We start from the raw sequence: 22,436 nt of genomic DNA on the forward strand, positions 1-22,436 counted from the left end.
GCCCGGCAGCTCTGCCCCTTCGGGCAGGCCGGTCAGCTCTTCGTCCAGCAGCTTCAGGCCGCGGTCGAGGGTCTGGCGGAAGCGGGTCTCTTCCAGCTTCAGCGTTTCCTCGATCAGCGGCTGTGCCTCGCGCAGCTCGGGATAGGCCTCACCCATCTGACGGACCAGCTCGGGCACCAGGCGGTGCATCAGCGGATCCTGCACGCCCAGCAGGTGCGCGTGGCGGGCGGCGCGGCGCAGGATGCGGCGCAGCACGTAGCCACGGCCATCGTTGGAGGGCATCACGCCATCGGCGATCAGGAAGGAGGTCGAGCGCAGGTGGTCGGCGATCACCCGGTGATGGGTCTTGCCGGGGCCATCGGGGTCAGAGCTGGTCGCATTGGCCGAAGCCTCGATCAGCGAGCGCATCAGGTCGGTGGCATAGTTGTCATTGGTGCCCTGCAGCAGCGCCGCGACCCGTTCGATGCCCATGCCGGTGTCGATGGACTGCATGTCCAGCGCCCGCATGGAGCCGTCCTCGAACTGCTCGTTCTGCATGAAGACGACGTTCCAGATCTCGATGAAGCGGTCGCCATCCTCTTCGGGCGAACCCGGAGGGCCACCCCAGAACTTCTCGCCATGGTCGAAGAAGATCTCGGTGCAGGGGCCGCAGGGGCCGGTCGGGCCCATCTGCCAGAAGTTGTCTGAGGTGGCGATGCGGATGATCCGGCTTTCGGGCACGCCGATCTTCTTCCACAGCTCGAAGGCCTCGTCATCGGTGTGATAGACGGTGGTGTAGAGACGCTCGGGCGAGATGTCGAAATGCTTGGTCACCAGTTCCCAGGCGAAGGGGATGGCTTCGGACTTGAAGTAGTCGCCGAAGCTGAAGTTGCCCAGCATCTCGAAGAAGGTGTGGTGGCGGGCGGTATAGCCCACGTTGTCGAGGTCGTTGTGCTTGCCGCCGGCGCGGACGCATTTCTGCGCCGTGGTGGCGCGCACGTAGTCGCGTTTCTCGACGCCGGTGAAGCAGTTCTTGAACTGCACCATGCCCGAGTTCGCGAACATCAGCGTCGGGTCGTTCCGGGGAACCAGCGGAGAGGAAGGCACGACGGTGTGCCCCTGCTTCTCGAAGTAGTTGAGGAAGGTCGAGCGGATTTCGTTCAGCGTCTTCATTCTTGGCGGCCCTTGTTCCGTTATGTCCCGGTTGCCTGACGGTTCCGCTGATTTAGCGGGCGCGAGGGGGAGTGTCTACCGCCCCCGGCGCCCCCGGGACAGGGATTCGGCGGCTTCCCGGTGACGGTAGGACACCAGGAACGCCCGCCCTGGCCCTGCCGGTCAATCGACGTAGAGCTGGTAAACCCGGATCTTAAGCTCCTTTCCACTGTAGCCGATCCTGCAGCCCTTGGTGTGCGCGCCGATCTCGCCCGGTTGATACCCGCCCCTGTACTCCGCGAGGCAGAGATAGAGCGGCGTCATGTCGGCCTCATGGCCGATCTGGAAGGCGCCGTCCGGAATGGGCGCGCGCGGGGTGTGGTAGCGCCAGCTGCCTGGATCGTTGATCAGGACCTCGTAGGTCGAGAGCTTGTATTCCCGGCCGTTGTGGCCAAAGTGGCATCCGTCGAGGCCGGGGCGCGCCTTGCCGGCGTGGCGCCCGCCGAAGGCCTCGACCGCGCAGACATAGAGGGACTCGCCGTTGCTTTCCCGTCCCTGGGCCCAAGGCCCGTCGAATTCCCGGCCCCCGGAGGCCGCAAGCCAGTAGAGATCCGTCTTCACCTGGGTCACCTGATCTTTGGCAGCCGCAGGCGCCAGGGCCAGCTCCGCCCCGACCGGTGCCATCAGCAGCGCCGCAACGGCGAGGGCAGTCATCGTCATCATGAAAAGTTCCTTGATCGAAATTCCCGGGGCGGACCTCCGCCACGCGCCATGCCAGCTTAGGGCAAATACATTGGAGCGGGGAACAGAATGCACCCACGCCTGATCTGCGCAGCCCTCCGAGGGCGACCGGATACCGCCGCGAAAGGAAAAAGGGCGACCCGAAGGCCGCCCTTTCCGAAGCTCCGGCTTCACTGTCGGGACCAGGCCCGCGCAAGCCGCGACGTCGCGGGCCTCAGCCCTCCATCACGTCGTCATCTTCTTCCTTGTAGCCCTCGCCGAAATCCAGCCCGTGGGCGGCGCGGATCTTGTCCTCGATCTCGAACGAGATATCGGGGTTCTCGCGCAGGAAGGTCTTGGCATTCTCGCGCCCCTGGCCGATCCGCTCGTCGCCGTAGCTGTACCAGCTGCCCGACTTCTCGACGACACCGGCCTTGACGCCCATGTCGATCAGCTCGCCCATCTTCGAGATGCCCTCGCCGTACATGATGTCGAATTCGACCTGCTTGAAGGGCGGGGCCACCTTGTTCTTGACCACCTTGACGCGGGTGGTGTTGCCGACCACCTCATCGCGGTCCTTGATCGAGCCGATGCGGCGGATATCCAGGCGGACCGAGCTATAAAACTTCAGCGCGTTGCCGCCGGTGGTAGTTTCGGGGCTGCCGAACATCACGCCGATCTTCATGCGGATCTGGTTGATGAAGATCACCGTGCACTTGGTCCGGCTGATCGAGCCGGTCAGCTTGCGCATCGCCTGGGACATCAGGCGCGCATGGACACCGACAGAGCTGTCGCCCATGTCGCCTTCCAGCTCCGACTTCGGCGTCAGTGCCGCGACCGAGTCGACGATGACCATCGAGACCGCCCCCGAACGCACCAGCGTATCGGTGATCTCCAGCGCCTGTTCGCCGGTGTCGGGCTGCGAGATCAGCAGCTCGTCCAGGTCGACGCCCAGCTTGCGGGCATATTGAGGATCCAGCGCATGTTCGGCGTCGACGAAGGCGCAGACGCCGCCCTTCTTCTGTTCCTCGGCCACGCAGTGCAGCGTGAGCGTCGTTTTGCCCGAGCTCTCGGGGCCGTAGATTTCCACGATCCGCCCCTTGGGCAGGCCGCCGATGCCAAGCGCGATGTCGAGACCGAGAGAGCCGGTCGAGGTCGCCTCGATCTCCTGGATGGCATCCTTGCCGCCCAGCTTCATGATCGAGCCCTTGCCGAACTGGCGTTCGATCTGCGACAGCGCCGATTCCAGCGCCTTCTGCTTGTTGGGGTCTTTCTTGCCGTTCATGGAAAGTAGATCTGCCGTTGCCATTGTTTGCACCCTTATTTCACACCCCGGGAGGGGCGGCAATCACTGCCGATGTTCGCCTCTTGTTCCCGAGGTATGGGGGCAAAAGAAGAACATTTCAATAAAATTCTTCACGCCGCGACTTTGCGCGAGGTTGGTTAAAGAGTAGTTTACCCTTGCGAAACAGGGCTAAGGGTTAGGAAATGCTGGTATTTTCCAAGGCGCGACTGGTGTTCCTCTCGGTCCCGAAGACGGGCACGACGGCCTACGAATCTGCCCTCGCCCCCCTCGCCGACATCCATGTGTCGAACCCGCCCGAGCTGAAGCATGCGCCGGTCTACCGCTACAACCGCTTCTTCCGCCCGATGCTGGACAAGTTCGTCGGCGAAAACCTCGAGGTGCTCGCCGTGGTGCGCGAGCCGGTGTCCTGGCTCGGCTCGTGGTACCGCTTCCGCCAGCGGCCCTTCATGCAGGGCAAGCCCAACTCGACCGAGGGGATCAGCTTCGACGCCTTTGTCGAGGCCTACACCCAGGGCAAGCGGCCGGGTTTCGCCAATGTCGGCAGCCAGGCCAAGTTCCTCGAACCCGCCGGAAATGGCACCGCCGCCACGACGTTGTTCCGCTACGAGGACCAAGACGGGCTGCGTGCCTTCCTCGAAGCGCGCCTCGAGACCCGGATCGAGACCGCACGGGAGAATGTCTCGCCCGGGATGCAGCTCAGCCTGTCGCCCGAGGTGGAGCGCAAGCTGCGACGCAAATGCGCGGCCGAGTTCGACCTGTGGGAGGCGATCCCCGCCCGACAGACGCCCTGACGGCAAGCCCCCCGATCGCCGGAGGACCACGTCACGCCCCCCCCCCCCTGATCGTCGGGCCCGGCGCGCGCCATCGGCCGGATCAGACCATCTGGCGGCGCACCGTCTCGGTCAGCTCTGCCAGCGAGAAGGGCTTCGGCAGGAAGATCGAATTGGGGATCTTGGTGGCGGATTCGGCAAAGCTGTCCTCGGCATAACCTGACACGAAGACGACGCGGGTATCGGGATGGCTTTTCAGAGCCTCGCGCACCCAGGTCGGGCCGTCCATCCCGGGCATGATCACATCGGTGACGAAGACGTCGATCTTCTGGTCCGTGCTCTCCAGCGTTTCCAGCGCCTCTTCCGCGTTCTCGGCTTCCAGCACCGTGTAGCCTCGCAGGCGCAGCGCGCGGCTGGCGAAGGCGCGCACCGGCGCCTCGTCCTCGACCAGCAGCACCACGCCGTCGGCGCGGGCCACCGCCTCTTCGGCGGGCGGCGGCGGCAGCAGCTCGACCTCGGGTTCGGCCATGTCGCGGGCCGGGAACAGCAGGGTGAAGGAGGTGCCGGCCCCGGGCGCGCTATCGACGAAGATGAAGCCCCCCGACTGCTTGATGATGCCATAGGCGGTCGACAGGCCCAGGCCGGTGCCCTCGCCGACGCGCTTGGTGGTGAAGAAGGGCTCGAAGACCTTGGGCAGCTTGTCGGGTGGGATCCCGCAGCCGGTGTCATCGACCTTGACCGAGACATATTCGCCCGGCGCCACCACCGCGCGATCGCGGTGCATCTCTTCCTCCAGCAGCAGCACCTCGGTGGTGATACGGATCTCTCCGCCCTCGGGCATGGCGTCGCGGGCATTCACCACGAGGTTCATCAGCACCTGTTCCAGCTGGCGCTTGTCGGCGCGGATCTGCGGCAGCACCGGATCATGCGACAGCGACAGCGTCACCTTCTCGCCCACCAGGCGGTTCAGCAGGTGGGTCAGGTCGGACAGGGTATCGCGCAGGTCCAGCGGCTCGGGGCGCAGGGTCTGCTTGCGCGAGAAGGCCAGCAACTGGCCGACCAGCGCCGCTGCGCGGTTGGCGTTCTGGTTGATCTGGATGAGATCGCCGAAATCCGGGTCGCCCTGGTCATGGCGCAGCAGCAGCAGGTCGCAATGACCGGTGATCGCGGTCAGCAGGTTGTTGAAATCATGGGCCACGCCGCCGGCAAGCTGGCCGATGGCCTGCATCTTCTGGCTCTGCACGAACTGGGCTTCGAGCGTCTTCAGCTCTGTCGCATCCGACAGCACTGCAATCAGCGCCACCCGCCCGTCGAAGGGCATCGGCTTGACCGCCACCTGCACGAAGACCTCGATCTCGGAGCGCGACAGCCGCAGGAATTCCGAGCGCGGCTTCGAGGGGCTCTCCACCGGCTGCGAGGCCGCCTCGGAGAGCCATTCCCGGATCGAGCGGCCCAGCCCCTCCATAAGGTCGCCCAGCTCCAGCTCGGGACGGGCGGGGATCGACAGCAGGTGACAGGCGGCGGCATTGGCCAGCTCGATCTTGCCGCTGACCGAGAGGCGCAGGATCGGCACCGGCAGGGCGTCGGCCATGGACCAGATCGTCCCGGCCTCTTCCTCGGCGCCCGGTTCGGCACCGGCTTCAGCCGGCAGCAGCAGCACCTCGCGGCGTCCCGGGCTGCGCGAGATTTCGGTCATGCGACGTTCCTCGGTGCCCTCGCCGGTGCGGATCAGCACCCGCCCGCCCCGGCCCTGCGACCCTTCGAGCACCAGGTCCTCAAGCCGCCGGGGGCGTCCCCCCGCCAGCATGCGCGCCGCCGAATTCATGAAGAGGATGACATCGCCCCGCCCCAGGGTGACCACGGGCAACTGACCGCCCTCGCCCTCTGCCCCGGTGGCGGCAAGATCCTCGACCCGCCACAGCGCCTGCCCCGCCGCCAGCGCCTGCACGCTGAGCCGCAGGTGCCCGGTCGGGGTGACCAGGTCCTCGCTGGCCGCGCCATCGCGGCGCAGCGCCACCAGCAGCCGGCGCACCACCGCATCCGCCGCATTCAGCCGCCGCGCCAGGGCCATCTCGATGGTGGTGGCCCCCGCCTCGTCCAGCCCGGCACGCGCAACGCGATTGGCAAAGAGGATCTCTCCGTCCGGGTCGGTGATCAGCGAGGGCGCGGGATCGCCATCCAGCAGGCCTTGCAGATCCTCGGCAGCGGCCGGGGCCTCGGGCTGCGCCGGGCCGAGGCGGCTGACCACCAGCACCAGCGCCGCCAGGCAGAGGCCACTGGACAACATCGCCAGCGACAGCATCGGGTCGGGCAGCAGCGCCGCCGAGGCCACGAAGAGGAAGGCCAGCACCAACAGGGCCTGGCCCCGCGCGGTGATGCCGCGCCGTGCCAGTTCCAGCTGTCCCTGCCCCGCCCCAGCCTGAGCCAAGCGTCCCTCCTGCACCTCGGGCCGCAGGGGCCGGCCCCATGCCCGCCACGCGGCCCCAAGGCCCCCGTTTCCGCGCCACTGTGATCCGCAAAGGATTAAGCGAAGGTTAACAGATGCGGGTGGAGGGGCCCATTCGTCCAAAGGTTGCATGGGGGCGGGGCGGGATTGCCGGGCTCGGGTCTGGCGGCAGGATCACGCCCGGACCAGCTGGGACAGGAAGAAGCCGTCGCCGCCGTCCAGCGGTGTCAGGGCCAGGCTCTGCTCTTGCCGCCAGCCCGGCGCGCGCGCGAGGAAGGCGGCGATCTGGGCCGCGTTCTCGGCCTCGAAGAGGGAACAGGTCGCATAGGCCAGCCGCCCGCCGGGCGCGACCAGCGGCGCGGTCAGGTCGAGGATGCCGGCCTGGATCGTCACCAGCTCGTCCAGCCGCGCGGCATCCAGCCGCCACTTGCCCTCGGGCGCGCGGCGCCAGGCGCCGCTGCCGGAACAGGGCACATCGCAGAAGACAAGGTCATAGGGGCCCTGTCCGGCGACCTTGTCGGTGTCCAGCAGGCTGACCCGCAGACCGGCCCGCCGGGCCCGCGCCGGCAGGTCCTTCATCCGTTGCGGCGCGATGTCATGGGCGAACAGGCGCAGCTCGGCCCGCGCGCCAAGCGCCAGCGACTTGCCACCGCCACCGGCGCAATAGTCCAGCACCCGCATCCCGTCGGCAAGCGGCACCGCCTCGCAGATCGCCTGGCTGGCGGCATCCTGCATCTCGAAGCGGCCATCCTCGTAGGCGGCGGTGCGTTGCAGCCTGCGCGCCCCTTCCGTGACCTCCAGCGCGCCCCGGGCCAGGTCGACCGGCCGGGCGGTGATGCCCTCTTCGGCCAGCGCGTCGACCAGGGCGGCGCGGGTGGTCAGGGCCCGGTTGACCCGGATGAAGACCGGCGCGCGGGACCGCATGACCTCGGCGACCGCCTCCGCCCGATCGCCGAGGGAGGCCGTGAACTGGGGCCAGACCCAGGCGGGAATGTCCAGACGGGCGGCAGCGTCCTGCGGCAGTTCGCCGGGCTGGCCCTCGGCCTCGGAGAGCGGCGCGGGCGCATGCCCCTCGCCGGTGAACAGCGCGCCCGGGTCGCGGCCCTCGGCGCGCAGCATCCCCAGCATCAGCCCCCGTCCCGTCTGCCCGCCGCCGAGCGCGGCAAAGGAGGTCAGGCAGCGCAGCGCGTCGAAGACATGGTCGCGGATCGCCGCGCGGTCCTTCGATCCGGCATAGCGCGCCCCGCGTGCCCAGCCGGTCAGCGCCTTCTCGGCGGCCTCTCCGGCCAGCACCTGGTCGAGGATCTCTGCCGCCGCCGCGAGACGGGCCGCCGGGGTCATGCCGTCACCTCGAAGATCTTGCCGGGGTTCAGGATGTTCTTCGGATCGAGCGCCAGTTTCACCGCCCGCATGACGGCAATCGCCGGGCCGGCCTCTTCGGCCAGCGCAGACATCTTGCCCTGCCCGATGCCATGCTCGCCCGTGCAGGTGCCCCCCGCCGCCTGGGCGCGCAGGGTGATGCCATGCAGGAAGTCCTCGACCTGCGCGGCTTCGTCGGCATCCTCGGGATCGGTCATCAGGACGACGTGGAAGTTGCCGTCACCGACATGGCCGAGGATCGTGCCGATCAGCCCCCTGGCCTGCAGGTCGGCCTGCGCAGCGGCGATGTTCTCGGCCAGCGCCGAGATCGGCACGCAGGCGTCGCTGACCAGCCCCTTGCACCCCGGCCTCAGCGCCAGCGCCGCCCAGTAGCTGTCATGGCGCGCCTGCCACAGCCTGTTGCGGGTGTCGGGATCGCTCGACCAGTCGATATGGGTGGCGCCGGCGTCGCGGGCCAGTTCGGCAAAGGTCTCGGCGGTGTCCTTCGCCACCGCCTCGGAGCCGGTGCATTCGAAGAACAGCGTCACGGTCTCTTCAAGGTCCAGCTTGGAATAGGCGTTGCAGGCGCGGATCTGCATCGCGTCCAGCAGCTCGACCCGGCCGATGTCCAGACCCATCTGGACCAGCAGGATGACGGCAGAGACGGCGCTGTCCAGATCCGGGAAGGCAGCGATCCCGCCCAGCACGGTCTCGGGGATGCCGCGCAGGCGCAGCGTCGCCTCGGTGATCACGCCAAGGGTCCCTTCCGAGCCGATCATCAGCCGCGTCAGGTCATAGCCCGCCGCCGACTTGGCCGCGCGAGAGCCGGTGCGGATCACCGTCCCGTCGGCCAGCACGACCTCGAGCGCCCGCACATTGTCAGCCATGGTCCCATAGCGCACCGCATTGGTGCCCGAGGCACGGGTCGCGCACATGCCGCCGACCGATGCATCGGCCCCGGGGTCGATGGGAAAGGTCAGGCCGGTGGCGCGCAACTCTTCGTTCAGCCGCTTGCGGGTGATGCCGGGCTGCACGACGGCCAGCAGGTCTTCGTCGCGGACCTCCAGCACCCGAGCCATCCGGGACATGTCCAGCGACAGGCCCCCGCGCGGCGCATTCAGCTGGCCTTCCAGCGACGAGCCCGCGCCGAAGGGAATGACCGGCACCGCATGGTCCCAGCACAGGCGCAGGATCCGAGAGACCTCTTCGGTAGTCTCGGGCCAGGCGACCATGTCGGGCGCCTGAGTACCGCGTCCAGTGGCAGTATTGGCATGCTGCTCGCGCAGCGCCTGCCCGGTCTGCAGCCGGTCGCCCAGCAGATCCGACAGCGCCGCATGTACTGCCGCGATCGCCTCGGAGGGGGGTGTCGTCTCTGTCGCCTGCAGGGTCATCTTGTCCTCCGGTGCTGGATCCGGCCGGGGCATTGCAGCAGCTCCGGCAGAGCCTTTCCCTACCGCCGGCCATGGAAGGGCGCAAGCGCAGGTGCTTTCGGACCGGACCGCAAGCCGCGCAGGGTGGCCCGACAGCGGGCCCGAGGAAACCGCTTCCTGTCCGGCAACAAGACGCGATCCGGCGACGCATTTGAAAAATAATTGTTTACATATACTTACAAATCGTTCCTAATCTTTCGAACTAGCGGAGTACCACGCCGGACACTCCCTCCTACCAGGGGTCTTCATCCGGCAGAGACCTGCAATTCTCTGAACTTCCGGTCTCGCCTGAAGCTGTCGAACAGCCTGGCGAAGAAAGTTATGCACTTTTATCCACAAGCCGCCCCCGAAGACTTACGCTGAGTAAGCCGCCGCAGCAGGGAAACGGGCACACTGGAAGGCAAGACGGAACGAGGCGTGAACATAAATGCCGAAAATCCCTTATCACACTGATATAAATCACTTTATTACAAGCATCACACAGCAAGCCCTTTCGGTTTCCTCGCGAAAGAAGCGATCCTGCCCCGAAAATCCATCCACAAGTCCGCCGTGCGACGCTCACAGGGCCCTGGGGAAAGTCTCCGAAAATTCCCCAGACTTATCCACAGGCCGCGCCGGATATTTGGAAGACCACTCCCGCCCCGGCTGGAAATCACATGTGGCCTGCCATTCCTCTCGACCCCCGAAGCGGAAGTCTTTAAGTGTTTCCAAGAACAAACGCCCCGTCTTTCGACTCGTTTCCATGCTTTCCGAGGAGCCCCGAATGCTGATATGTTGCGGCGAAGCCCTGATCGACATGATCCCCGCCACGACCGCCGCGGGCGAGGATGCCTATGTGCCCCATACCGGGGGTGCGGTGTTCAATACGGCCGTCGCGCTTGGACGGCTCGGGGCCGATGTGGCGATGATCTCGGGCATCTCGACCGATCTCTTCGGCACCCGGCTGGCCGAGGGGCTGGCCGCCTCGCAGGTCGGCACCGACCTGCTGATCCGTTCGGACAGGCCGACGACCATGGCCTATGTGATGCTGAAAAATGGCAGCGCAACCTATTCTTTCCACGACGAAAATTCTGCCGGCCGCATGATCGCCCCGGCTGACCTGCCCGCCATCCCCGAGGCCTGCACGGCGCTCTACTTCGGCGGCATTTCCCTTGCGGTCGAACCTGGCGCCGAAACCTATGCCGCGCTCTGTGCCCGCGAGGCCGGGCAGCGGCTGGTGATGATCGACCCCAACATCCGCCCCGGCTTCATCCGCGATGCCGAGGCCTTCCGCGACCGCATGGCGCGGATGCTGGCGCAGGCCGACATCATCAAGATCTCGGACGAGGACCTGGACTGGCTGCGCGACGGCCCCGATACGCCCGAGGCCAAGGCTCGCGCCCTGCGTGCCGAGACCGGGGCGCTGGTAATCCTGACGCGCGGCGCCGAGGGGGCCACGGCCTTCTTCGGCGGTGGCGAGACCAGCGTACCGGCCCGCAAGGCGACGGTCGTCGACACGGTGGGTGCCGGCGATACCTTCAACGCGGGCGTGCTGGCCAAGCTGTCCGAGATGGGCTTCCTGACCAAGTCCGCCATCCGCGAGATCCCGGAAGACGCCCTCCGTGCCGCGCTGGATCATGGCGCGCGGGTGGCGGCGATCACCGTCTCGCGCGCCGGGGCCAACCCGCCCTGGGCCAGGGAGCTCGACTGAAGAAGGGCGCCCGAAGGCGCCCTTTCCGCAAGATCGGCCGTTTCAGAATTTCCCGAACGGCCTAGGCGATGAAAGCTTCAAGGGCTGCGCTGACGCCATCCTTGTTGACGATTTCGAACCATTTCGCGAAAGCCCCTGCAAAGCGCGGTTGCGTCCCGAGATCGCCATAGACCTCGCGCATGTCCAGCCAGGCGCCGGGGCGCAGCCTGGCCTGCTCGGCGCGGATCACCAGCGCCTCCCAGTTGGGATCGTTCGGCGCGACGGGCGTGCCGTCCTCAAGCACCCCCTGGCAGTAGCGCGCCCAGAGCGCCGAGATCAGCGCCAGCCCCTCGACGGGGGCACCGGCCTCCAGCCCGTCGCGGATCGAGGGCACGATGAATTTCGGCTGCCGGTTCGAGCCGTCGAGACAGAGCCGCCGCGTGGTGTCCTCGACCGCCGGGTTCGAGAAGCGGGCGTCGATCAGGTCGAGATAGGTCGCGGGGTCGTATTCGGGCACCGGATGGACATGGGGCAGGATCTCCTGCTCTTCGACCTTGCGGAAGAAGGCATGGACCAGCGGATGCGCCATGGCTTCATGTGCCATCCCGATGCCCAGCAGGGCCGCCGGATAGGCGATCAGTGCATGACCCCCATTGAGGATGCGGATCTTCATCCGCTCGTAGACATGCACGTCATCGGTGAAGGTCACGCCGACCTTTTCCAGCGCCGGACGGCCCAGGGGGAAGCTGTCCTCAAGCACCCACTGGCGGAAGGGCTCGCAGGTGACGGGCACCGGGTCTTCCAGGCCGAGGCTTGCGGCAAGGGCACGCTCACGGTCGCCGGTGGCAGGGGTGATGCGGTCGACCATGCCATTGGGGAAGGCCACCTGCCCCTCGATCCAGTCCGCCAGCTCCAGGTCGACCAGCTGGGCGAAACCGACGACGGCATCGCGGGTCACCTCGCCGTTGCCCGGCAGGTTGTCGCAGGACATCACGGTGAAGGGATCGACGCCGGCCGCGCGGCGCAGCTTCAGCGCGGCGACGATGGCGCCGAAGACCGTATGGGGCGCATCGGCGCGGGCCGCATCGGCGCGGATCTCGGGGTGCGAGGGATCGAAGGTGCCGGTCTCGGCCGAGACGAAGTAGCCGCCCTCGGTCACGGTGAGAGAGACGATGCGGGTCGCAGGATCGGCCATCTTCGCGATCAGCGCGCCGTTGCCCTCTTCGACTGGCAGAAAGTCGGTCATCGCGCCGATGACCCGGGCGCGGGCGCCCTCGGGGTCCAGCTCGATCACGGTCGACAGGCAATCCTGCGCCTTCAGCGCCTCGCGCATCGCGGCATCGGTGGCACGGACACCCGCGCCGGTGATGGCCCAGTCGTGATCCTCGCCAAGCGCGAAGAGGTCATCCAGGTAGACGGCCTGATGGGCGCGGTGGAAGTTGCCCAGCCCCACATGGACGATGCCATGGGAAAGCGCGGCGCGATCATATCCGGGCCGGGCGACCTCAGGGGAAAGGCTGCCCAGTGCAGTGTCGGAGAGTTTCATCTCTGCCTCATGTCTGATGTGCCGCCGGGCACGTGGCCCGGCAGGTCTGGTCACTCGATCCGCAGGCCTGCGGCGTCGAACTTGTGGATCTTGTCGGCCTCGGGGGTCAGCCAGATCGTGTCCCCATGGCGCAGGGCCATCTCGCCACTGGCGCGCACGGTGATGGTCTCGGCCAGGCCGGTGTCGTGGACGTGCAGGAAGGTGTCGCTGCCCAGGTGCTCGCCGACGCCGACGGTGCCCTTCCAGATGCCGCTCTCGGTCGAGGGCTGCAGGTGCTCGGGGCGGACGCCGATTTCATGGGCGCCATGCTTTGCGGCCTCTTCGCCGGTGATGAAGTTCATCTTGGGCGAGCCGATGAACCCCGCGACGAAGCGGTTGCGCGGCGCGCGGTAAAGCTCCAGCGGGCTGCCGACCTGTTCGATCCGGCCGGCCTGCAGCACGACGATCTTGTCGGCCATGGTCATGGCCTCGACCTGGTCGTGGGTGACATAGACCATGGTGGTCTTCAGCTTGGTGTGCAGCTCCGAGATCTCCAGGCGCATGTTCACCCGCAGCGCTGCGTCGAGGTTCGACAGTGGTTCGTCGAAGAGGAAGGCCGCCGGTTCGCGCACGATGGCCCGACCGATGGCGACCCGCTGCCGCTGGCCGCCCGAGAGCTGGCCGGGCTTGCGGTCAATGTAGTCGCTGAGGTTCAGGACCTGGGCGGCATAGTCGACCCGCTTGTCCTGCTCTTCCTTGCTCATGCCCGCCATCTTCAGCGGGAAGGCGATGTTCTTGCGCACCGACATGTGCGGGTAAAGCGCGTAGCTCTGGAACACCATCGCCAGCTTGCGCTTGGCGGGGGGCAGATGCGTGGCGTCCTCGCGGTCGATGCGGATCTGGCCGCTACTGACATCTTCCAGCCCCGCGATCAGCCGCAACAGCGTGGACTTGCCGCAGCCCGAGGGGCCGACGAAGACGACGAACTCGCCCTCGTCGATGGTCAGGTCCAGAGGCGGGATCACCTCGATATCCCCGAAAGACTTGGTCACCTTGTCCAGCGTGATACGTCCCATGTTCTTGTCCTTTATCTTCAGACCCTTGCAGGGCGTTCTTTACTTGACGGCACCAAAGGTCAGGCCGCGGACGAGCTGTTTCTGGCTGAACCAGCCCATGATGAGGATCGGCGCGATGGCCATGGTGGAGGCGGCCGAGAGCTTGGCGTAGAACAGCCCCTCGGGAGACGAGTAGGAGGCGATGAAGGCCGTCAGCGGCGCCGCCTTGGCCGCCGTCAGGTTCAGCGTCCAGAAGGCTTCGTTCCAGGCCAGGATGATGTTCAGCAGCACGGTCGAGGCCATGCCCGGCACCGCCATCGGCAACAGCACGTGCACCACCTCGCCCCGCAGGGTCGCCCCGTCCATCCGCGCGGCTTCCAGGATCTCGCCCGGGATTTCGCGGAAGTAGGTGTAGAGCATCCAGATGATGATCGGCAGGTTGATCAGCGTCAGCACGATGACCAGGCCCAGCTTGGTGTCCAGCAGCCCCAGGGTGCGGAACATCAGGTAGATCGGCACCAGCACCCCGACCGGCGGCAGCATCTTGGTGGACAGCATCCACATCAGCACGTCCTTGGTGCGCTTGCCCGGCACGAAGGCCATGGCCCAGGCCGCGGGCACCGCGATCACCAGGCCCAGCAGGGTCGAGCCGACCGAGATCACCACCGAGTTCACGAAGTGGCGGAAGTAGTTCGACCGCTCCTGCACCTCGATGTAGTTCTCGAAGGTCCAGTTGAAGCCGAGGAAGATCGGCGGATCGGCGATTGCCTGGGCCTCGGTCTTGAAGCTGGTCAGGATGGTCCACAGGATCGGGAAGAAGATCAGCAGACCGATCACCCAGGCGACGGCGGTGTTCAACGCCATCCGTTGCGTGCTTACCCTACGCGCCATGGTTTGCCCTCCCGCAGACATGGTCTTTCAGCTTGCCGGAATGATGCCGGGGTGACTGCGCCGCGGGCGTGGAGGGGCCGCGCCCCTCCTTCCCCGGCTGTTGGTTGACCTGGGCCATGGTCATGCCTCCAGGTTCTTGCCGATCATCCGCATCAGGAAGATCGCCACGATATTGGCCAGCACGATGGCCACCACGCCGCCCGCGGACCCGGTGCCGACATCGAAGCGCAGCAGGCTCTCGGCGTAGACGAGGTAGGTCAGGTTGGTCGAGGCATTGCCCGGCCCGCCGTTGGTGGTCACCAGGATCTCGGCGAAGACCGAAAGCAGGAAGATGGTCTGGATCAGCACCACAACGGTCACTGCGCGCGCCAGGTGCGGCACGACGATGTAGAAGAAGCGCGAGAAGGGCCCGGCGCCATCCATCTCGGCGGCCTCCAGCTGCTCGCGGTCCAGCGACTGCATGGCGGTCAGCAGGATCAGCGTCGCGAAGGGCAGCCATTGCCAGCTGACGATGCCGATGATCGACATCAGCGGCGCCTGGGCGAGGAAGTCGAAGGGCTCGAGCCCGAGGAACTGCGCCAGGTAGGCAAAGAGCCCGTTGACCGGGTTCATGAACATGTTCTTCCAGACCAGCGCCGAGACGGTGGGCATGACGAAGAAGGGCGCGATGACGAGGATGCGCACGATCCCCTGGCCCCACATCGGCTGGTCCAGCAGCAGGCCCAGCAGGACGCCGCCCACCACGGTGATCAGCAGCACGCCACCAACCAGCAGCAGGGTGTTGACGATGGCCGCGGTGAAGGCCGGATCGGTCAGGAAGTACTTGTAGTTTTCCCAGCCCACGTAGGGGTTGTTGCCGGGCATCAGCAGGTTGTAGCGCAGCAGGGAGAAGTAGATCGTCATCCCCAGCGGGATGAGCATCCATCCCAGAAGCAGCAGCACGGAGGGTGAGATCATCAGCCGCGCGGCGGCGCGGGAATGCTGGGTCGCCATGGGTCGCCCCTTCGAAAGTAGACTGGATCAGATGCCCGATCCTGGTTGGATCGGGGGCGGCAGGGCAAGCCCGAAGGCCCGCCCTGCCCGTCACGCCGGGATCAGTAGCCCGAGCGCTGCATCTCGCGGGTGGTCAGCTTCTGGGCGTTGTCCAGGGCTTCCTCGGCCGAGATCTGGCCGGCAAGCGCCGCCGAGAACTGCTGGCCGACAGCGGTGCCGATGCCCTGGAACTCGGGGATCGCCACGAACTGCACGCCGACGTAGGGAACCGGATCGACGGTCGGGTTCTGCGGGTCGGCCGCGTTGATCGACTCCAGCGTCATTTCCGCGAAGGGCGCCGCATCCAGATACTCCTGGTTCTCATAGAGCGAGGTGCGGGTGCCCGGGGGAACATTGGCCCAGCCTTCGTTCGCCGCGACCAGCTCGGTGTATTCCTTGCTGGTGGCCCAGGCCACGAAGGCCTTGGCGGCCTCGGTCTTCTCGGAGCCGGCGGGGATCGCCAGGTTCCAGGCCCAGAGCCAGTTGCCGCGCTTGCCAAGACCCTTGTCGGGCGCCAGGGCGAAGCCGACCTTGTCGGCCACGGTGCTGTCGGCGGGGTTGGTCACGAAGGAGGCCGCCACGGTGGCGTCGATCCACATGCCGCACTTGCCTTGCTGGAACAGAGCCAGGTTCTCGTTGAAGCCGTTCGAGGACGCGCCCGGAGGACCGTAGTTGTTCATCAGGTCGAGATAGTCGGTCAGCGTGTCCTTCCAGGCCTGCTGGTCGAACTGCGCGTTCCATTCCTCGTCGAACCAGCGCGCCCCGTACGAGTTCGCCATGGCGGTCAGGAAGGCCATGTTCTCGCCCCAGCCGGCCTTGCCGCGCAGGCAGATGCCGTAGACGTCGCCTTCGGTCATGGCGGCGGCGGCTTCCTTGATGAAGTCCCAGGTGGGGGCGTCGGGCATCTCCAGCCCCGCGGCCTCCATCAGGTCCTTGCGGTACATGACCATCGAGCTTTCGCCGTAGAAGGGCGCGGCATAGAGGGTGCCGTCGGTGGTCAGGCCGCCGGCGATGGCGGGCAGGATATCGTCGGCGTCATAGCCTTCGGGCATGTCGGTCAGCGGCACCAGCCAGTCCTGGCCGGCCCAGATCGGAACCTCGTAGGTGCCGATGGTCATGACGTCGAACTGGCCGCCGTTGGTGGCGATGTCCTGGGTGACGCGCTGGCGCAGCACGTTCTCTTCCAGGGTCACCCACTCCAGCTCGATGCCGGGGTTCTTGGCGGTGAAATCATCCGTCAGCTTCTGCATGCGGATCATGTCGCCGTTGTTGACGGTGGCGATGGTGATGGTCTCGGCCGAGGCCGCGGATGCGGTCAGGGCACCGGCGGCGCAGGCAAGCAGCCCGGCCCGGAGTGTAAAGGTCATGGAATTTTCCTCCCAGTGGTCACAACCAGGCAGCGCGGTGAGCAACTGCCCAAGTCATGAGCCATTACCCACACGAGACCACAGGACAAGTCAAGAGACTTTCAACGCCGCAGCGCAGAGAAGCCGGCAGGTCGATCAACGTGGGAAAGAAGCGGGATCAGTCCGCCAGGAGGGCCTCGGCGGTGTCCTCGTCGGTGATCAGCCCGGTGATCAACCCGCCCTTCAGCGCCGCGCGCAGGGCCGTGATCTTGGTCGGGCCACCGGCGATGCAGAGGGTCTTGCCGGCGCTCACCGGCACCTGCACGCCCACCATCATGCGATTGACCGCATGGTCGAGATACCGCCCCTGCCCGTCGAAGACATGGCCGCAGATCTCGCCCGCCGCGCCCGCCGCGCGCAGGCTCTCCAGCTCGTCGCAGGTGATGAACCCGTCGACGAACAGCGGGGCATCATCGGCCATCTGGCCGATGCCGACGATCACCGTGTCGGCGGTCTCGGCCAGGGCGCGGGCACTTCGCACATGCGGCAGGGATTGGTACAACGCCAGCTCTTCCTCGTCCCGCGCCATGACCGGGACCGACATCGGATAGTGCGCCGCCTTGGTGCGATCGGCGAATCGCATGACCACCTCGTAGAAGCTGGCAGAACCGTCCGGGGCAACGTTGCCGATCAGCGAGACCAGCTTGTGCGCCGAGCCATCCAGCGCCTGCATCTCGTCCGCCACCGCCTTCAGCGTCCGCCCGGTGCCCAGGCCGACGACCTGCGGGGCCTCGCGGGTGAAGAAGCTTTCCAGGTATCCCGCCGCCAGCGGCGTGATCGCCTTCAGCCAGTCCCCGGCACCGCGCAGGCTGGGCGCGATGCGCGCCATCTCAAGGCCGTGGCGCTGGCACAGCTCGCGGCCCATCTGCTGGCAGGCGGCGATGGGATGCTCGATGCGGACACGGATCATGCCTTCCTGCGCCGCGCGGGCCACCAGCCGCTGCGCCCCCTGGCGCGAGATCCCCAACTCTTCGGCGATCCGGTCCTGCCGCATCCCGCCGACGTAGTAGAGCCATGCCGCGCGGGCCGCATCATCCTTGCGTCCCCGATCCTCGTCGCCGTTGCCTGCCGCCATATCGAGCCAGTTTCCCTAAAATAGATCCGGAGCAATGTGCGGCATCCAGGAGAAATCTGCAAAGATCCTCTTGGGGGCCAGCCGCAACTCTGCCGTGAGGTCAAGCCCGTCGAGGTGGCTGCCGCCGCGGAAATGCCAGACCTCCATGCCCGCCGCGCGCGCGGCGCGGATGCCCGGCAGGCTGTCCTCGATCACCAGGCAGGCGGCGGGATCCACCCCCGCCTTCTCGGCGGCGCGCAGGAACAGGTCCGGCGCCGGCTTGCCGCGCGCGACCTCCGAGGCGGTGGTGTAGCGCGCGCCGAAGTGATCAGTCAGCCCGGCGATCTCCATCGAGCGCTTCAGGCGGGGTTCGGAGGACGAGGTGGCGATGCAGAAGGGCACCCGCAACCGCTCCAGCACGGGGACCACCCCGGGCATGACGCGCAGCTCGGCCTCGAAGGCCGAAAGCAGGCGGGCGCGGTAGGCAGCCTCGAAGCCCTCGGGCAGGTCGATACCGAACTCGGCGCGGATCTGCGCCAGGACCACCGGATAGGACCTGCCGAGGAAATGCCGCGCGATATAGGCCAGGTCGACCGTGATGCCATGCAGGGCCAACTCGGCCACCAGCATCCGCGCACTGATAACCTCGCTGTCCACCAGCACGCCGTCGAAGTCGAAGATCACCAGCTCGAAGCTGCCCGCAGGCGGCAGGGCGGTCTCCTCGGCCATGGTCGAACCTTTCACGCTGCTCTCCCCCTTGCGCGTGTCCCGTTGGGCCGGTGATGCCCCGTTCCCCCGCCCGGTGCAAGGCCCCGCCCCGATTGACCCGGGCCGTCAAATGGCAAGAGGCGGCCCCGGGGGACCGCCTCTGTCGATGTCATCAGTGCGGCGCGATCAGCCGATGCGGTAGTTCGGGCTTTCGCGGGTGATCTGCACGTCGTGGACGTGGCTTTCGGAAAGGCCCGCGCCGGTGATTTTCACGAAGGAGCAGTTCTGCCGCATCTCCTCGACGGTGGCGCAGCCGGTATAGCCCATGGCCGCGCGCAGACCGCCGACCAGCTGGTGGATCACCGCGCCTGCGGCGCCCTTGTAGGGCACCTGGCCCTCGATGCCTTCCGGCACCAGCTTGTCGCTGGCCGCATCCTTCTGGAAGTAGCGATCCGCCGAGCCGCGCGCCATGGCCCCCAACGAGCCCATGCCACGGTAGCTCTTGAACGAACGACCCTGGTAAAGGATGACCTCGCCCGGGCTCTCGTCGGTGCCCGCGATCATGCTGCCGACCATGGCGCAGGAGGCGCCGGCGGCAATCGCCTTGGCGAAATCGCCCGAGAACTTGATGCCGCCATCCGCGATCACCGGCACGTCACCGGCGGCGCGGGCGCAATCCATGATGGCGGTCAGCTGAGGCACGCCGACACCGGCCACCATGCGGGTGGTGCAGATCGAGCCCGGCCCGATGCCGACCTTGACCGCATCCGCGCCCGCGTCGATCAGCGCCCGGGTGGCCTCGGCGGTGGCCACGTTGCCGGCGATCACCTGCACGTCGTTGGACAGCCGCTTGGCACGGCGCACGGCGTCGATGACCCCGGCGCTGTGACCATGGGCGGTGTCGACCACCAGGATATCGACCTGCGCATCGACCAGCGCTTCGGACCGTTCGTAGCCCGAGTCCCCCACCGAGGTGGCGGCGGCCACGCGCAGTCGGCCCAGGTCGTCCTTGCAGGCTGTCGGGTTCAGAACGGCCTTCTCGGTATCCTTCAGCGTCAGCAGGCCGGTCAGCTTGCCCTCGCGGTCGGTGACCAGCAGCTTCTCGATCCGCCGTTCGCGCATCATGTCGATGGCCTGCTGACGGTCCGCCGGTTCGTGCAGGATGGCCAGCCGGTCACTGGTCATCATCACCCGCACCGGGGTCTCGTCCTTCTGGGCGAAGCGCATGTCGCGGTTGGTGACGATGCCGACCACGCGGTGGTTCTCGTCGACCACCGGGAAGCCGGTGAAGCCGTAGCGTTCCGTCAGCGCCTTGGCGTCGGCCAGGGTCTGATCGGGGCGCAGGGTGACTGGATTGTAGACGATCCCCGATTCGAACCGCTTGACCCGGCGCACTTCCTGGGCCTGGCGTTCCACGTCGAGGTTCTTGTGGATCACCCCGATCCCGCCGGCCTGGGCCATGGTGATGGCCATTCGGGCCTCGGTCACGGTATCCATGGCCGAGCTGAGCAGCGGGATATTCATGGAAATCCGCTTGGTGACCCGTGTCCGCGTATCGGCGGTGCTGGGCAGCACCGAGGAAGCAGCAGGAACGAGCAGAACATCATCGAAGGTGAGAGCCTCGCGAATCTCCATCGGGTATCTCCATGGCATGATCACTTGGCGCCCCCCTATTGCATGTCTGCCGGGGAGGGGAAAGGCGAAAAGCGGCGCCCCGGACAGTTGCACCTCTGCGCTGCGATCCTCGCCGCCGGATCGTCCCCATCGTCACCCCGCCTCTCTCGGCGCCATGTCCGGGGCCCGCTCCGTCCGCCTCCTGTCCCGGCGGCAACCGCACGCTGCCCTGCCCTGCGTCGCCACGGCGTCGGGCGCGGACATCCCAAGCCGCTTTCAGCTTGACGAGGCCCGGGCCTTGGCATAGCTCGGAGCCAGCGCGGCGGGTATGATGTAATGGTAGCCTGTCAGCTTCCCAAGCTGAACGCGCGGGTTCGATTCCCGCTACCCGCTCCACTTCCAATCACAAAATCATTATATTTCCGCCTCTTAAGGGCGAAAGTGTCCCATGCAGGATTTGCTCGTGGGACACATCGGCCTCTGACTATCCGCGAGATGGACGCAACCGATGGACCGAACCTTCCCTTCCCCCTGCTATCCGACGTGAAATCTGAGACAGATCCTCGCATCGACAACGTCAAATAATCGTTCCCCGTCTCCGCCTAAGCTCCGGCTCTGCATCAGTCGTCCAGCGGACAATAGCGGCCTTGGCCCACGTTCGACGGCACGCGAAATAAGGCACCTCCCTAGGTCCCATCGGTCGACCGACGTTCCAGCTAATTCGGCCAGTGCAAAATACGAAGTGGCGCACCGGGGGTGATCAGCCGAACCGTGCAACCCCAAGGGTTTAGCATGAGGACACGCTGGAGAATATCAAGTGAAGTCAATAGCTTGCAAGACTCATGGGAACGGTAATGTGCCCGAAGGGCGGAAAGCGGACTTTCGCTGCGCATGGTGTGAATGTCGGCTTTTCCTGGAGTAAAGCGGGTACTCGCTGCAGGCCCGAGCACTCCAGCGGCCAACTGCGAAAGCAGACGCAAGCCAGGTTGCCAGGCTGCTACGGCCGCGACCGGTTCGAACAGGCGGTTTCACGACGTTCTCTGCATTCGTCAGACCGGGTTGCCGAAAGCCGGCAGCAAATAGCATCTTGGTCGGGCAAGGTTCTGCGCCGCCTCTATGACGCCTGCCGGCGATATCTGCCTCATGCGCTGCAGTAGAAAAAGTCAATTGCCCACCTGATGCGACCCCCACACGACCCGAGCTGGCGGGTATCCCTGGCTGTCACTCGACGTATCAGGAAAAACGCGATACCGTCAGGTCCGGGAGGAGTTCAGGATTGATGTCGGACGCGCAGCATATCGATCGCGTGGTGGAGGTAGCCAGTCATCCCAGTGCCGCGGCCAGATCCCGGCTGGCAGCTTCGTGGCGCCGGTCGTTCGAGCATCATGGGCTGGACCCGGGCCAGAAGGCCGGTGTCCAGCGTGTTACGGTAGAGGCCTTGACGGAGCGGCGCGAGCGATCCGAAGCGATGTTGCGCGTGGCCGCGCCCAAGCTCGATGCGCTCTTCCAGCTTGTCGGCGGCTCGGGCTGCGGCGTGCTCCTGACCGATGCAGATGGCGTGGTTCTCGACCTGCGTACGGCAGGCAGCGATCTTGCCACCTTCGATGCCTGGGGACTGACACCCGGCTCCGACTGGTCCGAAGCCTCGGAAGGCACCAACGGCATCGGCACCTGCATAGCCGAAGGGCGACGCGTCATCATCCACCGCGATGAACATTTCCATACCCGCAACACCGGGATGAGTTGCATGGACGCCCCCATCTTCGGCCCTGAGGGCGAGTTGATCGGCGCGCTCGACGTGTCCTCGGCCAGGGCCGACCAGACCGAGGCGTTCAATCACCTGATCGCCGCGATGGTGGCCCAGACCGCTCGCCAGATCGAAACTGACAACTTTCGCGCGGCCTTTTCGGGGGCCCGGATCATCGTCGCCAATACCGACGACAGCGAAGCCGCGACGCTGCTGGCGGTTGATCGCGACGATCTCTTGCTGGGCGCCACGCGCGGCGCACGCAAGGCCTTTCGCCTGAACAGCAGTGGGCCGATCAAGTCGGTCCCCGCATCCGACCTCTTCGGGCGCGACGATGGGCCGACGGGCTTTGAGAAGGCCGAAAGAGCGGCGGTAAATCGGGCGCTGTCGCGCGCCGATGGCAACGTGTCCCAGGCCGCCCGGATGCTGGGGATCGGCCGTGCCACCCTCTATCGCCGCATGAAACGGCTGGGACTCGGCGGAAATCCGGACTGACTGTCTCAGGGATGAGACAGGTCGCGCCTGCCGGCTCGGTTGCCCGGGCTGACGCAGGCGCCGTCGTCACTGATCCTC

At 66.5% G+C, this 22,436-nt stretch carries 17 protein-coding genes and 1 tRNA gene; 4 read left to right on the top strand and 14 right to left on the bottom strand.

Translation table 11 applies throughout. The features are described from left to right. The 3 genes from alaS to recA form a co-directional block, all read right to left on the bottom strand. A partial coding sequence (alaS, locus tag OS124_RS0112695; RefSeq protein ID WP_010140055.1) for an alanine--tRNA ligase occupies window positions 1-1,152 on the bottom strand: 1,152 nt, incomplete at its 3' end. Window positions 1,153-1,314: 162 nt separating this feature from the next. Next, entirely contained in the window at window positions 1,315-1,854 is a 540-nt protein-coding gene (locus OS124_RS0112700) for a DM9 repeat-containing protein (RefSeq protein ID WP_010140056.1), read from the bottom strand. A gap of 232 nt (window positions 1,855-2,086) precedes the next feature. Next, the gene (gene recA, locus OS124_RS0112705) at window positions 2,087-3,160 is read right to left on the bottom strand and encodes a recombinase RecA (protein ID WP_010140057.1); all 1,074 of its coding nucleotides are present in this window, start codon (window positions 3,158-3,160) and stop codon (window positions 2,087-2,089) included. 179 nt (window positions 3,161-3,339) lie between these two features. Between recA and OS124_RS0112710 the strand changes: the two genes are divergently transcribed. Then, window positions 3,340-3,948: a sulfotransferase family 2 domain-containing protein gene (locus tag OS124_RS0112710; RefSeq protein WP_010140058.1), complete on the top strand. Its 609-nt coding sequence runs from the start codon at window positions 3,340-3,342 to the stop codon at window positions 3,946-3,948. An 82-nt stretch (window positions 3,949-4,030) separates the two neighbouring features. Here the strand turns inward: OS124_RS0112710 and OS124_RS0112715 are convergent, their stop codons facing one another. From OS124_RS0112715 to OS124_RS0112725, 3 genes are all read right to left on the bottom strand, one after another. After that, window positions 4,031-6,355, bottom strand: coding sequence for a hybrid sensor histidine kinase/response regulator (locus tag OS124_RS0112715; protein WP_010140060.1), 2,325 nt, complete (start codon window positions 6,353-6,355; stop codon window positions 4,031-4,033). A gap of 192 nt (window positions 6,356-6,547) precedes the next feature. Beyond that, a complete protein-coding gene (locus OS124_RS0112720) occupies window positions 6,548-7,714 on the bottom strand; it encodes an RsmB/NOP family class I SAM-dependent RNA methyltransferase (protein WP_010140062.1) in 1,167 nt (388 codons plus the stop codon). Further along, window positions 7,711-9,123 (bottom strand): FAD-binding oxidoreductase, encoded by a 1,413-nt coding sequence (locus OS124_RS0112725; protein WP_010140063.1) that lies wholly within the window; start codon window positions 9,121-9,123, stop codon window positions 7,711-7,713. Before OS124_RS0112725 ends, OS124_RS0112720 begins: the two co-directional genes overlap by 4 nt. Before the next feature lie 802 nt (window positions 9,124-9,925). Here OS124_RS0112725 and OS124_RS0112730 point away from each other — a divergent pair. Further along, window positions 9,926-10,852, top strand: a complete 927-nt coding sequence (locus OS124_RS0112730) for a carbohydrate kinase family protein (protein ID WP_010140064.1) — start codon at window positions 9,926-9,928, stop codon at window positions 10,850-10,852. 61 nt (window positions 10,853-10,913) lie between these two features. Here OS124_RS0112730 and OS124_RS0112735 read toward each other — a convergent pair whose 3' ends face one another. From OS124_RS0112735 to guaB, 8 genes are all read right to left on the bottom strand, one after another. After that, window positions 10,914-12,377, bottom strand: coding sequence for a mannitol dehydrogenase family protein (locus OS124_RS0112735; RefSeq protein ID WP_010140065.1), 1,464 nt, complete (start codon window positions 12,375-12,377; stop codon window positions 10,914-10,916). Window positions 12,378-12,427: 50 nt separating this feature from the next. Next, window positions 12,428-13,432, bottom strand: a complete 1,005-nt coding sequence (locus OS124_RS0112740; protein WP_010140066.1) for an ABC transporter ATP-binding protein — start codon at window positions 13,430-13,432, stop codon at window positions 12,428-12,430. 39 nt (window positions 13,433-13,471) lie between these two features. Then, the gene (locus OS124_RS0112745) at window positions 13,472-14,302 is read right to left on the bottom strand and encodes a carbohydrate ABC transporter permease (protein ID WP_029375405.1); all 831 of its coding nucleotides are present in this window, start codon (window positions 14,300-14,302) and stop codon (window positions 13,472-13,474) included. Window positions 14,303-14,422: 120 nt separating this feature from the next. Further along, a complete protein-coding gene (locus OS124_RS0112750) occupies window positions 14,423-15,295 on the bottom strand; it encodes a carbohydrate ABC transporter permease (protein ID WP_010140068.1) in 873 nt (290 codons plus the stop codon). A gap of 101 nt (window positions 15,296-15,396) precedes the next feature. Further along, entirely contained in the window at window positions 15,397-16,701 is a 1,305-nt protein-coding gene (locus tag OS124_RS0112755) for an ABC transporter substrate-binding protein (RefSeq protein WP_010140069.1), read from the bottom strand. Between the two features lie 157 nt (window positions 16,702-16,858). Then, window positions 16,859-17,815: a sugar-binding transcriptional regulator gene (locus tag OS124_RS0112760; protein ID WP_010140070.1), complete on the bottom strand. Its 957-nt coding sequence runs from the start codon at window positions 17,813-17,815 to the stop codon at window positions 16,859-16,861. Window positions 17,816-17,830: 15 nt separating this feature from the next. Continuing rightward, window positions 17,831-18,523 (bottom strand): HAD family hydrolase, encoded by a 693-nt coding sequence (locus OS124_RS0112765; protein ID WP_010140071.1) that lies wholly within the window; start codon window positions 18,521-18,523, stop codon window positions 17,831-17,833. Between the two features lie 165 nt (window positions 18,524-18,688). Continuing rightward, window positions 18,689-20,137, bottom strand: coding sequence for an IMP dehydrogenase (gene guaB, locus OS124_RS0112770; protein ID WP_010140072.1), 1,449 nt, complete (start codon window positions 20,135-20,137; stop codon window positions 18,689-18,691). A gap of 301 nt (window positions 20,138-20,438) precedes the next feature. Here guaB and OS124_RS0112775 point away from each other — a divergent pair. Next, window positions 20,439-20,512: transfer RNA gene (locus OS124_RS0112775), tRNA-Gly, on the top strand. 883 nt (window positions 20,513-21,395) lie between these two features. After that, window positions 21,396-22,358: a GAF domain-containing protein gene (locus OS124_RS0112780; RefSeq protein WP_083834622.1), complete on the top strand. Its 963-nt coding sequence runs from the start codon at window positions 21,396-21,398 to the stop codon at window positions 22,356-22,358. Window positions 22,359-22,436: the final 78 nt, after the last annotated feature.

This window comes from Oceanicola sp. S124 (assembly GCF_000220565.1).
Lineage (GTDB): Bacteria > Pseudomonadota > Alphaproteobacteria > Rhodobacterales > Rhodobacteraceae > Pseudooceanicola.

Excerpts from the sequence above, each read along its gene's own strand:
- OS124_RS0112700 (WP_010140056.1), bottom strand. The coding sequence starts at position 1,854 with ATGATGACGATGACTGCCCTCGCCGTTGCGGCGCTGCTGATGGCACCG.
- recA (WP_010140057.1), bottom strand. The coding sequence starts at position 3,160 with ATGGCAACGGCAGATCTACTTTCCATGAACGGCAAGAAAGACCCCAAC.
- OS124_RS0112710 (WP_010140058.1), top strand. The coding sequence starts at position 3,340 with ATGCTGGTATTTTCCAAGGCGCGACTGGTGTTCCTCTCGGTCCCGAAG.
- OS124_RS0112720 (WP_010140062.1), bottom strand. The coding sequence starts at position 7,714 with ATGACCCCGGCGGCCCGTCTCGCGGCGGCGGCAGAGATCCTCGACCAG.
- OS124_RS0112725 (WP_010140063.1), bottom strand. The coding sequence starts at position 9,123 with ATGACCCTGCAGGCGACAGAGACGACACCCCCCTCCGAGGCGATCGCG.
- OS124_RS0112730 (WP_010140064.1), top strand. The coding sequence starts at position 9,926 with ATGCTGATATGTTGCGGCGAAGCCCTGATCGACATGATCCCCGCCACG.
- OS124_RS0112735 (WP_010140065.1), bottom strand. The coding sequence starts at position 12,377 with ATGAAACTCTCCGACACTGCACTGGGCAGCCTTTCCCCTGAGGTCGCC.
- OS124_RS0112740 (WP_010140066.1), bottom strand. The coding sequence starts at position 13,432 with ATGGGACGTATCACGCTGGACAAGGTGACCAAGTCTTTCGGGGATATC.
- OS124_RS0112745 (WP_029375405.1), bottom strand. The coding sequence starts at position 14,302 with ATGGCGCGTAGGGTAAGCACGCAACGGATGGCGTTGAACACCGCCGTC.
- OS124_RS0112750 (WP_010140068.1), bottom strand. The coding sequence starts at position 15,295 with ATGGCGACCCAGCATTCCCGCGCCGCCGCGCGGCTGATGATCTCACCC.
- OS124_RS0112755 (WP_010140069.1), bottom strand. The coding sequence starts at position 16,701 with ATGACCTTTACACTCCGGGCCGGGCTGCTTGCCTGCGCCGCCGGTGCC.
- OS124_RS0112760 (WP_010140070.1), bottom strand. The coding sequence starts at position 17,815 with ATGGCGGCAGGCAACGGCGACGAGGATCGGGGACGCAAGGATGATGCG.
- OS124_RS0112765 (WP_010140071.1), bottom strand. The coding sequence starts at position 18,523 with ATGGCCGAGGAGACCGCCCTGCCGCCTGCGGGCAGCTTCGAGCTGGTG.
- guaB (WP_010140072.1), bottom strand. The coding sequence starts at position 20,137 with ATGGAGATTCGCGAGGCTCTCACCTTCGATGATGTTCTGCTCGTTCCT.
- OS124_RS0112780 (WP_083834622.1), top strand. The coding sequence starts at position 21,396 with ATGTCGGACGCGCAGCATATCGATCGCGTGGTGGAGGTAGCCAGTCAT.